Below are 12,681 nucleotides of genomic sequence, written 5' to 3' on the forward strand. Positions count from 1 at the left end.
TTTTCTGGTGTCTACTCATAAATATAGCATACCTTAGTTTGATCTTTCATTTCGAAAGAAAACCATAGGTATGCTATCTAATTTTAAGAGATTTTGCCTTGAAGGAGTTCAAGTAACCGATTCAAATCATCCTTTGAATAGTAAAGAAGTTCAATCTTACCTTTGTCTTGCTGCGCTTTGATTTTCACCGTTGTGCGGTAAATATCTCTTAGTTGGTCCTCAGCTTGATTAATGTAAGGGTCTCTATTCTTTTCTTTTTGAACCTTCTTTTCTTTTTCTTGAGCTGGTGCCTCTTCCAACATCTTCACAGCTTCTTCAAGTTCGCGGACACTCCATTGTTTACTTATGGTCGTTTCAGCAAGCTCTTTCTTCACTTTATCATCCTTCACACCGACAATGGCTCTTGCATGACCCATCGATAATGTTCCACGTGAAACATATTGCTTAATGGATTCCGGTAGTTGAAGCAATCTTAGGAAGTTCGCTATGTGTGAGCGGCTCTTCCCTACTTTAGCGGAAAGCTCTTCTTGGGTTAAAGAAAACTGATCAATGATTCCTTGATAGGCAAAAGCAATCTCCATCGCATTCAGATCTTCCCGTTGGACATTCTCAATCAATGCAATTTCCATCACCTGTTGATCTGAAAAACTTCTTTCAACAGCTGGGATCGTCGCTGCGCCCGCAACTTGCGAAGCACGGAACCTGCGTTCACCTGCAATAATTTCGAACCCTTTAAGAACTTTACGAACAATAATAGGTTGGATAACACCATGCTCTTTAATCGAATCAGCAAGTTCTTTAATGCTATCTTCGTTAAAGTGCTTCCTCGGTTGATACGGATTAGCTCTCAACTGGGATAAAGGAATCTGAATAACTTTATCACTTTCATCAATATGTAACGAAGTGATTAAAGCATCTAACCCCTTACCTAAACCTTTGGATAGACCTTTGGTCATACAGAGATCACTTCCTTCGCAAGCTCTAAATACACTTCCGCGCCTTTTGATCTAGGGTCATATGTAACGATAGACTGTCCATGGCTGGGCGCTTCGCTCAAGCGAACGTTTCTTGGAATAATCGTTTGATATACTTTTGTTTGGAAATACTTCTTCACTTCTTCAATGACCTGAATACCTAAGTTCGTTCTTGCATCAAACATCGTTAACAAAACACCTTCAATTTGAAGCCCTGTATTAAGATGCTTTTGGACCAGTCGAACTGTATTAAGCAGTTGGCTTAGTCCTTCAAGCGCATAATATTCACATTGAATTGGGATAATGACAGAGTCAGCAGCAGTCAATGAGTTAATCGTAAGAAGACCAAGAGACGGGGGACAATCTATAAGGATATAGTCGAATAAATGTTTAACTAACTGAAGCGATTTCTTCAAACGAACTTCTCTTGAAATCGTAGGTACTAATTCGATCTCGGCTCCAGCAAGCTGAATCGTCGCTGGCAAGATTTTAAGATTTGGAACATTTGTATCAACAATTGCATCTTTGGGATGAACGTCATTAATCAGTACGTCATAAATACAATTCACTACGTCTGCTTTATTAACGCCTATACCACTTGTCGTATTCCCTTGCGGATCAATATCAACAAGAAGCACTCTCTTCCCAAGAGAAGCTAAGGAAGCTCCCAAATTAACAGAAGTTGTCGTCTTGCCGACGCCACCCTTCTGATTCGTTATTGCTATTATTTTAGACAAAACCATTTCACCTCAATCAACTTATGTTCCAAATGCCAATCAAAAGCAGTATCCCTATCTTAACACATCTATCATCTAGTTACCTCACTATTTGATAGTTATATCTCATAAGATGCAAAAAAACGGCTTGCGCCGTTTAAGGTAGCAATAAATGCCCATATTAACGTTTAGGAATTTTAATAATAATTTCGTAATGATCCTCATGATCCTTCTCAGAAGTGTTAATGTTTAGCCCGGAGCTCGTCACCATTTCAACAGACTGGCGAATTGTATTTAAAGCTAGTCTTACATCCTTCGTAAAAGAAACACGCTTAGACTTCTTAATCTTCGCCGCTTCTTTTAGGAAATTAATTTTAATCTCAGTTTGCTTCACATTCCACTCTTTAACAATAATCTCTTCAAGTACTTTTACTTGAAGCTCTTCTTGATCCAGTGCCAGCAAAGCCCTAGCATGACGCTCTGTAATCTTCCGCTCCATTAAAGCCATCTTCACAGGCTCACTTAGATGCAAGAGCCTAATTTTATTGGCAATCGTAGATTGGCTCTTTCCTAATCGCTGAGCTAAGCTTTCCTGCGTTAGATCATGCATTTCGATCAGTTGCTGATACGCAGCAGCCTCTTCTATCGCCGTAAGACCTTCTCGTTGAAGATTCTCAATCAGAGCAATGGATGCAGCTTGTGAATCATTGAAATCTCGTACAATTGCTGGAATCGTATCCAGTCCTAGCTTCTTAACAGCTCTAAGACGTCTTTCACCAGCAATTAGTTCAAACGTATTATTTTTAACTCTGACAACAATCGGCTGAATAATGCCATGAGTACGGATCGTTTGGCATAGTTCTTCAAGTCGATCATCATCAAACAAAGTCCTAGGCTGATAGGGACTTGGAATAATGTTATTAACGGGTATGTTTTTGACCTCATCCGTGTTTGAACGATCTGTAAGCCCAAATAACTTTGATATTTGTTCTTTCATAGGAAAACCAACCACCAACTCTTCCCGTAGTTTAAGCGACCAATACGATCCAAAGATAGACGCCCTCTTCGTCCTACAGAACGAAAACGCTTGTCAAGATTACGGCGAAGTATGACAAGTGCTCACATAAACATACTAACTTTATCATATATATTCTACTTAGATATAATTCTCCATGAAAAGCCAAAATCCTGCTTGAACTACACGATCTACATAATGTTTAAATGTTTCACGTGGAACAATTTCACATTTTGGACAATGGTTCTTTCAAAGGAATGCCTGCTTTTCTTGGATACTTGCTTGGCGTTGCAGACAGCTTTTGAATTTCAACAAAGTGTCGAACCGATTCCTCAATCGGCAGCACCATACGGTTTACCTTTATAACTTTGCCTTTTAATTCAGACAAGCTATAACTGGCACTCGCAAGTTCCTCTTCAATTTCAGAACCCTTCATCGCGAGGAAAGTCCCATCCTTTTTTACAAAAGGAAGGCAGAACTCATTCAAAACTTGAAGTCTCGCTACTGCTCTGGCCGTTACTAGATCGAAGTGATCTCGGTACTTAGGAAGTCTAGCAACATCCTCCGCCCTGCCATGCACGCAGTCCATATCAGTCAAACCAAGTAAATTGACGATTTCTTTCAAAAAAAGAATTCTCTTATTCAAAGAATCGACAATAGTCACTTTAAGATACGGAAATGCAATTTTCAAAGGAATACTTGGAAAACCTGCCCCTGAGCCTATATCCGCTAGCGTCATAACAGAATCCATAGAAAAGTTGAAAGAAATAGAGAGAGAATCATAGAAATGTTTCAAATAAACTTGATCCCTCTCTGTAATGCCTGTCAAATTCATTTTTTCATTCCACGCAACCAGAGTCTTATAATACTGTTCGAATTGATCTAGCTGGTGCGCGGAAAGAAAAATATGTTCTTTCTCTAATAATTGAGTAAACTGCTGCTGAATTGCGTCCATTAGTTACCTCTTGCCGCGGTGACACGATTATAATGTTCCAAATAAACAAGTAAGATAGAAATATCCGAAGGTGTAACTCCGCCAATACGTGATGCTTGCCCGATCGAGATTGGACGAATCTTAGCAAGCTTTTGCTTAGCTTCCGTTGCTATTCCGTGAATTTCACTATACTCAATGTCATCCGGAATTTTCTTTTTCTCCATTTTGCGTAAACGTTCAACTTGATTGCTTTGTTTTTCGATATACCCTGCATATTTCACTTGAATCTCCACTTGTTCTTTCATCTCATCATCTAATGGAAGCGGAGATGGGCACATTTGCTCAATAGCACTGTAACTAATCTCAGGACGACGAAGTAAAGATATAGCCGGAACAGAGTTATTAAGTTGAACGCTCTCTAAGCTTTCCAACAATTGTTGAACATGTGGTTCAGGTTTAATTTTATCAACAGCAAGGCGTTCAATTTCTTGATCAACCAATGACCTCTTGTTAAGAAACGCTGCATAGCGCTCTTCAGAAATCAAACCGATTTCGTAGCCAATGGGTGTCAAGCGAAGATCTGCATTATCATGACGAAGCAGCAGACGATATTCCGCGCGTGAAGTTAAGAGACGATAAGGTTCATTTGTACCTTTCGTAACAAGGTCATCAATAAGAACACCGATATAACCTTCTGAACGATCCAAAACAACTGCTTCTTTACCCAAAGCTTTGCGAGCTGCATTAATACCCGCCATAACACCTTGGCCGGCAGCTTCTTCATATCCGGAAGTTCCATTAATTTGTCCAGCTGTAAACAGTCCACTCACCAATTTAGTTTCAAGCGAAGGCTTCAACTGTGTAGGGACAACGGCGTCGTATTCAATGGCATATCCGGTACGCATCATTTCTACTTTCTCCAAACCAGGAATAGACCGTAAAATACCCAACTGTACGTCCTCAGGCATGCTCGTGGATAATCCTTGAACATAATATTCGGATGTATTGCGGCCTTCTGGCTCCAAGAAGATCTGATGTTTAGGTTTATCAGCGAAACGAACAATTTTATCTTCAATAGATGGGCAGTATCTTGGACCGGTCCCTTCAATAGCCCCCGAAAACATAGGAGCACGATGCAAGTTAGAATTAATGATGTCGTGCGTCTGTTCAGACGTATAAGTCAACCAGCAAGGAAGCTGTTCATTGTTGGTCGGTTCACCCTTTGTTTCGAAAGAAAAGAACTTAGGAACATCATCCCCAGGCTGAATTTCCGTCTTGCTGAAATCAATTGTATCTTTATGAACACGCGGTGGCGTGCCTGTTTTGAAGCGAACAAGATCAAAGCCAAGCTTACGCAATGATTCGGACAACTTAACCGAAGGTTGTTGATTGTTAGGGCCGCTCTCGTACATGAGCTCACCCATAATGACTTTCCCTCTTAAATAAGTGCCTGTTGTGAGAACAATACATTTGGCGTAGTATTCAGCGCCAGTTTTCGTAATAACACCTTTACAGATACCATCTTCAACAATAAGCTCTTCCGCCATGCCTTGACGTAATGTCAGGTTCTGCGTAGCTTCAATTGTTTCTTTCATTTTGTGTTGATAAGAGAACTTATCTGCTTGAGCACGAAGTGCGTGAACAGCAGGACCCTTGCCCGTATTCAACATCCGCAATTGAATATATGTTTTATCAATGTTGCGGCCCATTTCACCGCCAAGTGCGTCAATTTCCCTAACAACGTGGCCCTTCGCAGGACCACCAATTGATGGATTGCAAGGCATGAAAGCAACCATATCTAGATTTATCGTCAATAGCAGTGTATTACATCCCATCCGTGCAGATGCCAATGCAGATTCACATCCTGCATGACCAGCCCCGATTACAATTACATCATAATCACCAGCATGATATCCCATTATAAACGTCCCTCCCTCTTTTATGAAAACGCAAATGCTGTCGTTTTCATTTTCCTAAACAGAATTGTGTAAAGATCTGATCAATCAAAGACTCACCAACGGAATCACCAATAATCTCACCGAGCTGCTCCCAGGCTGCTCTTATATCAATCTGAATCATATCAATAGGTACATATTGTTCATTCGCTTCCAAAGCATCGTGCAAAGATCGTTTGGCTTGCTTCAGTAGAGAAATATGTCGAACGTTGCTCACGTAAGTTAAATCGCTAGATTCTAACTTACCTTCGAAGAATATAGCCGCAATCGCCTTCTCAAGATCCTCAATACCTTTATTCTCGATCAGAGACAACTCAACAATACGTTCCTGTGGAAAATAACTCAGCACTTGTTCAACATTCAGTTTTCTAGTCAAATCAATTTTATTTAAAATGACAATCGTTTGTTTATCCGCGAGCTGTTTCATCAAAGCAATCTCATCAAATTGGAGCTCTTCATTGCTATTTAAAACTAATAAGATTAAATCAGCTTCAGCTAGCGCGGTTCTCGAGCGTTCAACACCTATTTGTTCAACTAGATCAGTCGTCTCGCGAATCCCTGCCGTATCCAACAGTTTCAAAGGAATGCCGCCAATATTAACGAACTCCTCAATAACATCCCTGGTAGTCCCCGGTATATCCGTTACAATAGCCCGATTCTCCTGGGCCAACTCGTTCAATAGGGATGACTTACCCACATTCGGTTTGCCTACAATGGCCGTCTCGATACCCTCGCGAAGAATCTTGCCTTGCTCAGCGGTCACCAAAAGACGGTCTATTTCAAACATAACCGTATCACATTTGTTCTTTATAAAAGAATTGGTCATCTCTTCTACATCATGCTCAGGATAATCAATATTCACTTCCACATGAGCCATTAACTCTACCAAAACATGACGTAAATGCTTAATTTGCTTCGATAAGTTTCCTTCAACTTGCTTCAAAGCCACCTTGAATGCACGATCTGATTTGGCTCTAATCAAATCGATAACAGCCTCGGCTTGCGTCAAATCAATCCTTCCATTCAAGAAGGCACGCTTCGTAAACTCACCTGGTTCAGCCAACCTAACTCCTTGCTGCAATAGCAAATCGAGCACCTTTTTGACAGAGACAATGCCCCCGTGACAGCTGACTTCGACCACATCTTCCATCGTGAACGAACGCGGAGCTTTCATTAACGTAACGAGAACCTCCTCTACCTTTTCGGCAGAAACAGGTTCTACAATGAATCCATAATGTACCGTATGCGTCTGCGCAACAGATAATTTCGTTTTTGAGCGGAAAATCCGTTCCACGAATGGGACGGCTTCCTCTCCGCTCACACGAATAACCGCTATCCCACCCTCTCCAAGCGGCGTAGAAATAGCAGCAATCGTATCATTTAACATAGTATTTGCACCTCGAATTTACCTCATCTTAAAGAAAAAGCAATGACATGATCAAAGTCATTGCGGCAGATTTATTTGACAGCGATAACCACCCGACGGTTCGGTTCCTCGCCTTTACTGTAAGTTTTTACGACGGCATGTCCCTGTAATTCAGCATGAATAATCTTGCGTTCCTGCGAATTCATGGGTTCAAGTATGACTTCTTTTTTGGACTTAATCACACGATTGGCAAGCCTAACTGCAAGCTCTTCCAACGTCTTCTTCCGTCTGTCCCTGAAATTCTCCGCATCTAAGATAATACGAAAGTGAGAATTCGCATACCGGTTTGCAACGATATTCACTAGATACTGCAGAGCATCCAGTGTTTGTCCTCTTTTACCGATTAAAATCCCTAATTCCGAACCACTCATGTTCAAGATATAGCCTTCACGATCCTTGCGCGTATCTATGGTGATGGAAATCTGCATCGCTGCGAACATATCTTGTAAGAAAGCAATCGCTTCCTCAAGTGGATCCGGTATCAATTCAAGCTCGACTTTAGCTTCTTTGGAACCAATAAATCCGAACAACCCTCTAGAGGGCTGCTCCAAAATATGAATGTTAACACGATCCTCGGAAACTTGCCATTGAGATAAACCGGATTTAACCGCTAGCTCAATAGTCTTTCCAGTCACCACAATTTTTTTCATTTGGACAGGCCACCCTTATTTTTTTGCGATCCGGACTTTTGTGATCCAGGAGAACCATAAATAAAGTAAGACTGAACGATCGTAAATATATTACCGTAGATCCAGTAAAGTGGAAGTGCCGCCGCGAAATTCATGGACATCACGAAAATCATGACTGGGAAAATATATAGCAAGCTTTTCATTTGTTGATTCATTTGGGAAGACATAAACATTTGTTGAACGAACGTTGTTGCCGCGGCAATAATCGGAAGAATATAGTAATGATCCGGTTGACCAAGATTCATCCATAAGAAGGTATGCTCACGAATGTGATCGTTCCGCATAATCGCTTGATAGAGAGCGATCAGAATTGGCATTTGAACAATGATTGGAAAACATCCAGCTAAAGGATTCACACCATTTTGCTGAAAAAGCTTCATCGTTTCTTCCTGCTGTTTCTTTGCATCATCTTTATACTTTTCTTTGAGCTTCTTCATCTCAGGCTGCAAATCTTGCATCCGTTTGGAACTTTTGTACTGCTTTAAAGTAAGCGGCAAAATAATCAAACGAATAATCAAGGTAACAACTAAGATAGATAGCCCGTATTGACCCCATAAATGATCAGCGAACCAGTCAAGCGTTTGAGAAAGCGGGTACACGAAATATTTGACGAAAAAACCTGCGGTATTAGGATCGATTGGAGCCATTGCTGCGCTTGATGGACTACATCCTGACAGCAATAAGATCAACGCAGAAAGCGATGCAAGCAAATAGATTCGACGAGTCAAAATGAGATCCTCCTAAATATCTTTTCCATCATAAACTATAACACATCTTCAGCCCGCAAGGAAATATTGCGTCACTTTTTTATTGTGTCATTTCTTTTTAATAAAGAAGCTTTGCGGATGACATGCCAAATGCTTTTTTCCATCTCCGCATATTCCATTTCAACCACTGGTTTTCGCGCTAATAAGATGTAGTCATAATGAGGTGTCATCTGATCCTTTTTCAAGCGAATAATTTCCTTCATCATTCGTCGAAGCCGGTTGCGCACAACCGCATTGCCTACTTTTTTGCTCACAGAAACACCCAATCGGAATTGGTCTAGCTTTGGCTGCGGCAAATAATACAGAACAAATTGATGATTGGCCATCGATTTGCCGTACCGATAGATTTTATTGAAATCTTCTCTTTTAGCTAATCTATATTCTTTTTCCACGTGTTTGTACGCTCCAGACAGATAGCATCTATATAGGTAATGAACATGACAGACCTTATCTAGTTTTAACCAAATTCCCCATCAGTAAACTGATTCGACAAAAAGCAAAAAAAAAAGCCCCTTCCGGAGCCTCTTTTTACGCGCTAAGAATTTTTCTTCCTTTAAGACGACGAGCTTGCAGAACTTTACGTCCATTCTTCGTGCTCATTCTTTTACGGAAACCATGATTCTTCTTACGCTTTCTCGTATTAGGGTTAAACGTCGGACCCATCTATAGCACCTCCCTACCTGAGGATATCCATCCTACAAAATTTCTACTACTCATTAAATCATATTTCCCTTAGTAAAGTCAACCTACCCGAGTGTACAGAGAGTTATGACATTTTGTTCACCAGATTTGCAAAAGAACAACCTGTGCATAAAGTTTTCTCCGCTAAAAGAGAACCTTGTCGAAAATTAACAGAATATCAACAATATCTTGTGTTGTGAACAAAATCTATGCACAAGTTGTTGAGATTGTGGATAAAAACAAACAATCCGTTGATTAACGGGCTGTCTTTTGTTAAGATGATAATGTTTCTGTTGTGGATATACACCACAAACTCTCCGACTTATCAACAACCTGTGGACAACATTGTGAACAATTTTCCCTCTACAAGAATAAGTCATTTCGACCGATCCTTAATAATGTGGATAAAACGACAAAGTCCGTTCTTTTCTGACCTTAGCAGACAGCAAGGTTCATTTCGCCGTGAAACGAGCAAACTATATAAACGTGCTGATTAATTCTCTTATCATGACGATCACATAGATGTTGAATTGCTTTCATATCCTATTTTCAATGATTATCTACTTAACTGGCCTTATGCCACATGTTAATTTCAAAGGAGTGAATACTGTGGAAGGCCATTCTACCGACTTATGGCAACAGATTTTGACAATCATTCAGACCAAACTCAGTAAACCAAGCTTTGATACCTGGCTCAAATCAACGAAAGCGACAGTTTTTAATGACTCTACTGTCGTTATTTGTGCGCCCAACAATTTTGCGCAGGAATGGCTCGAAAGCCGCTATACCAAGCTAATTGAGGGAACCATTTACGATTTCACAGGCAAACATGTGTCCGTGAAGTTCATTATTGAAACCGAGGAGCAGAAATCCCAGGCTTCCGCGACATTACCAACCGTTATCCCCCCCAAGGGACCAGCCATTGTTGCAGGTGAAGAGAATTTCACCAATATGATGAATGCCAGGTATACATTCGATACCTTCGTTATCGGATCCGGCAATCGATTTGCTCATGCAGCATCCCTAGCCGTAGCCGAAGCACCAGCCAAAGCGTATAATCCGCTTTTTCTATATGGTGGCGTTGGGTTAGGCAAGACCCACTTGATGCATGCCATCGGTCATTATGTCCTTGAGCATAATCCAGGCTCGCGTGTGTTATATATTTCATCCGAGAAATTCACGAATGAGTTTATTAATGCGGTTCGTGACAACCGCGGTGAAGGATTTCGTAATAAATACAGGACAATCGACGTTCTACTGATCGATGATATTCAATTCCTCGCCGGTAAAGAAGGTACACAGGAGGAGTTTTTCCATACATTCAACGCTCTTCATGAGGAAGGAAAGCAAATTATTATATCCAGTGATCGCCCACCCAAAGAAATCCCGACGTTAGAAGATCGCTTGCGCTCAAGGTTTGAATGGGGCTTGATTACGGACATTCAACCGCCCGATTTAGAGACACGTATTGCGATTTTACGCAAGAAAGCCAAGGCAGAGAATTTAGAAATCCCGAATGAAGCGATGATCTATATCGCGAATCAGATCGATACGAATATCCGGGAACTTGAGGGTGCGCTTATCCGTGTAGTCGCCTACTCATCCCTGATCAATCAAGATATTAGCGTTCATTTAACGGCCGAGGCATTGAAGGATATTATCCCATCCAATCGCCCAAGAGTAATCACGATACAGGATATTCAGCAGCGAGTTGGAGAATTCTATGGACTGAAGCTTGAGGATTTCAAAGCGCGCAAGCGAACAAAAGCCGTAGCCTTCCCAAGGCAGGTTGCGATGTACCTGGCGAGGGAGCTGACAGACTTCTCTTTACCGAAAATCGGCGATAATTTTGGTGGTCGGGACCATACGACCGTCATTCATGCCCATGATAAAATAACAGAGCAGCTGAAAGTAGATCAGGATTTATATAAGATCGTTCACAACCTAACGGAACGAATCAAAAACCCCTCTTAATAACTTCTAAATTCAGATAAGCCTATGCACAATCTATTCACATGTGGATAGGCTTGATTTATATAAGATTCATCCACATATCCACATATCCAGAGCCCCTACTGCTATTACTAATAAAGAATGTTATTATATAAAGAATATGCTGACGCAAATTAAAAAAGAACCACAGGAGTGAAATCATGAAATTAACGATCCTTAAAGACCATTTAATCGAATCCATTGGTCACGTTTCCAAAGCAATATCATCTCGTACAACCATCCCTATCCTTACAGGGATCAAAATAGATGCAACCTTAAGCGGTGTAACCCTTACAGCGAGTGATACCGATATCTCCATTCAAAGCTTTACCCCAAGCGAAAATGAAACCATTAAAATAATCCAATTATTTCAAGCGGGGAGCGTTGTTCTTCCAGCTAAATTTTTCATTGAGATCATTCGAAAGCTTCCAGCTCAACTCATTGAAATTGAAGTAAAAGCTAACTTTCAAACGATTATTCGTTCAGGTTCTTCAGAAATTCAAATTATGGGACTTGATCCAGACGAATATCCGCTGCTGCCAGAGATTGAAGAAAGCAAAATGCTGCGTCTTCCCAGTGATTTGCTGAAAACGATGATCAAACAAACGTCTTATGCAGTATCCACCAATGAATCTACGCCAATTCTTACAGGTGTTCTTTGGAATATAACCGGAGATAAATTGAAATTTATTGCTTGTGACCGGCACCGTCTCGCTAGCCGGGAAGTAACTGTGGATAACGATAATGCACAGAATCTGCCTAACATTGTCATCTCAGGTCGAACATTAAACGAATTAAGCAAAATTTTACCTGATCAAAATTCCCTTATAGATATCGTTATTGCAGACAATCAAGTTTTATTCAAAATTCATTCGATTTTATTTTATTCCCGTATTCTAGATGGGACATACCCGGATACGTCTAAGCTGATTCCGCAATCTTTCCAAACCGAAATGGTCGTACCGACCAAAGAATTGGCTGAGGCTATCGACCGTGCCTACTTATTGTCCAGAGAAGATAAAACCAATATCGTTAAAATGATGATGCTGGAAGATCAAACGATCGAGATCTCCTCTACCTCATCCGAGCTTGGAAAAGTAACCGAGCAAATCAACCTTCAGCATATCGTCGGGGAGTTGCTCAAAATTTCGTTTAACTCCAAATATATGCTTGATGCGCTAAAAGTACTTGATTCTGAGTTCATTCATATTGGATTTACTGGGGCTATGCAGCCAATAATCATGAAACCACAAGATTCAACAAACATTCTGCAGCTCATCTTGCCGTACCGGACGACGAATTAAGGAGAATCCATATGAAACAGATCGGAATTAAGACGGATTACATTACGCTAGGACAATTTCTAAAATTATCGGACTGTATATCCACAGGTGGACAAGCTAAATTTTTCGTTGTGGATACCAAAATTGAAGTAAACGGGCAGGCAGAAAATCGCAGAGGACGGAAACTCGTTCCGCAAGATGTGGTGACAGTGGAGGGTTTCGGACAATTCGAAGTCGTTAGCTCCTGAT

13 protein-coding genes are annotated in these 12,681 nt (G+C 40.8%); 3 read left to right on the top strand and 10 right to left on the bottom strand.

Annotated features, from left to right (window positions below; all coding sequences use genetic code 11):
* Window positions 1–83: 83 nt before the first annotated feature.
* From LOZ80_RS31405 to rpmH, 10 genes are all read right to left on the bottom strand, one after another.
* Window positions 84–956, bottom strand: a complete 873-nt coding sequence (locus LOZ80_RS31405; protein ID WP_238168276.1) for a ParB/RepB/Spo0J family partition protein — start codon at window positions 954–956, stop codon at window positions 84–86.
* Window positions 953–1,711, bottom strand: a complete 759-nt coding sequence (locus tag LOZ80_RS31410) for a ParA family protein (protein ID WP_079415849.1) — start codon at window positions 1,709–1,711, stop codon at window positions 953–955. Before LOZ80_RS31410 ends, LOZ80_RS31405 begins: the two co-directional genes overlap by 4 nt.
* A gap of 160 nt (window positions 1,712–1,871) precedes the next feature.
* Complete coding sequence (gene noc, locus LOZ80_RS31415) at window positions 1,872–2,687, bottom strand: nucleoid occlusion protein (RefSeq protein WP_238168277.1); 816 nt, start codon at window positions 2,685–2,687, stop codon at window positions 1,872–1,874.
* 244 nt (window positions 2,688–2,931) lie between these two features.
* Window positions 2,932–3,660: a 16S rRNA (guanine(527)-N(7))-methyltransferase RsmG gene (gene rsmG, locus LOZ80_RS31420; protein ID WP_238168278.1), complete on the bottom strand. Its 729-nt coding sequence runs from the start codon at window positions 3,658–3,660 to the stop codon at window positions 2,932–2,934.
* The gene (gene mnmG, locus LOZ80_RS31425; RefSeq protein WP_238168279.1) at window positions 3,660–5,558 is read right to left on the bottom strand and encodes a tRNA uridine-5-carboxymethylaminomethyl(34) synthesis enzyme MnmG; all 1,899 of its coding nucleotides are present in this window, start codon (window positions 5,556–5,558) and stop codon (window positions 3,660–3,662) included. The genes rsmG and mnmG overlap by 1 nt, the downstream gene beginning before the upstream one ends.
* Window positions 5,559–5,604: 46 nt before the next feature.
* Window positions 5,605–6,981 carry a tRNA uridine-5-carboxymethylaminomethyl(34) synthesis GTPase MnmE gene (mnmE, locus tag LOZ80_RS31430; RefSeq protein ID WP_238168280.1) on the bottom strand — a complete coding sequence of 459 codons (1,377 nt, stop codon included), beginning with the start codon at window positions 6,979–6,981 and terminating at the stop codon, window positions 5,605–5,607.
* 71 nt (window positions 6,982–7,052) lie between these two features.
* Window positions 7,053–7,670 carry an RNA-binding cell elongation regulator Jag/EloR gene (gene jag / locus LOZ80_RS31435; RefSeq protein ID WP_238168281.1) on the bottom strand — a complete coding sequence of 206 codons (618 nt, stop codon included), beginning with the start codon at window positions 7,668–7,670 and terminating at the stop codon, window positions 7,053–7,055.
* A complete protein-coding gene (gene yidC, locus LOZ80_RS31440; RefSeq protein ID WP_229757909.1) occupies window positions 7,667–8,437 on the bottom strand; it encodes a membrane protein insertase YidC in 771 nt (256 codons plus the stop codon). The genes jag and yidC overlap by 4 nt, the downstream gene beginning before the upstream one ends.
* A gap of 71 nt (window positions 8,438–8,508) precedes the next feature.
* Window positions 8,509–8,868, bottom strand: coding sequence for a ribonuclease P protein component (gene rnpA, locus LOZ80_RS31445; RefSeq protein ID WP_238168282.1), 360 nt, complete (start codon window positions 8,866–8,868; stop codon window positions 8,509–8,511).
* Window positions 8,869–9,004: 136 nt separating this feature from the next.
* The gene (rpmH, locus tag LOZ80_RS31450) at window positions 9,005–9,139 is read right to left on the bottom strand and encodes a 50S ribosomal protein L34 (RefSeq protein ID WP_029196162.1); all 135 of its coding nucleotides are present in this window, start codon (window positions 9,137–9,139) and stop codon (window positions 9,005–9,007) included.
* A 627-nt stretch (window positions 9,140–9,766) separates the two neighbouring features.
* On the opposite strand from rpmH, the gene dnaA reads away from it, so the two are divergent.
* The 3 genes from dnaA to yaaA all read left to right on the top strand — a co-directional run bounded on the left by dnaA (window position 9,767) and on the right by yaaA (window position 12,680).
* Window positions 9,767–11,131, top strand: coding sequence for a chromosomal replication initiator protein DnaA (gene dnaA, locus LOZ80_RS31455; RefSeq protein ID WP_283214715.1), 1,365 nt, complete (start codon window positions 9,767–9,769; stop codon window positions 11,129–11,131).
* Window positions 11,132–11,310: 179 nt separating this feature from the next.
* A complete protein-coding gene (gene dnaN, locus LOZ80_RS31460) occupies window positions 11,311–12,453 on the top strand; it encodes a DNA polymerase III subunit beta (RefSeq protein WP_189018997.1) in 1,143 nt (380 codons plus the stop codon).
* 11 nt (window positions 12,454–12,464) lie between these two features.
* Window positions 12,465–12,680, top strand: coding sequence for a S4 domain-containing protein YaaA (yaaA, locus tag LOZ80_RS31465; RefSeq protein ID WP_189018999.1), 216 nt, complete (start codon window positions 12,465–12,467; stop codon window positions 12,678–12,680).
* Window position 12,681 lies beyond the last annotated feature (1 nt).

This window comes from Paenibacillus sp. HWE-109 (assembly GCF_022163125.1).
In the GTDB taxonomy this organism is placed as follows: Bacteria; Bacillota; Bacilli; order Paenibacillales; family NBRC-103111; genus Paenibacillus_E.

Excerpts from the sequence above, each read along its gene's own strand:
- LOZ80_RS31405 (WP_238168276.1), bottom strand. The coding sequence starts at position 956 with ATGACCAAAGGTCTATCCAAAGGTTTAGGTAAGGGGTTAGATGCTTTA.
- noc (WP_238168277.1), bottom strand. The coding sequence starts at position 2,687 with ATGAAAGAACAAATATCAAAGTTATTTGGGCTTACAGATCGTTCAAAC.
- rsmG (WP_238168278.1), bottom strand. The coding sequence starts at position 3,660 with ATGGACGCAATTCAGCAGCAGTTTACTCAATTATTAGAGAAAGAACAT.
- mnmG (WP_238168279.1), bottom strand. The coding sequence starts at position 5,558 with ATGGGATATCATGCTGGTGATTATGATGTAATTGTAATCGGGGCTGGT.
- mnmE (WP_238168280.1), bottom strand. The coding sequence starts at position 6,981 with ATGTTAAATGATACGATTGCTGCTATTTCTACGCCGCTTGGAGAGGGT.
- jag (WP_238168281.1), bottom strand. The coding sequence starts at position 7,670 with ATGAAAAAAATTGTGGTGACTGGAAAGACTATTGAGCTAGCGGTTAAA.
- rpmH (WP_029196162.1), bottom strand. The coding sequence starts at position 9,139 with ATGGGTCCGACGTTTAACCCTAATACGAGAAAGCGTAAGAAGAATCAT.
- dnaN (WP_189018997.1), top strand. The coding sequence starts at position 11,311 with ATGAAATTAACGATCCTTAAAGACCATTTAATCGAATCCATTGGTCAC.
- yaaA (WP_189018999.1), top strand. The coding sequence starts at position 12,465 with ATGAAACAGATCGGAATTAAGACGGATTACATTACGCTAGGACAATTT.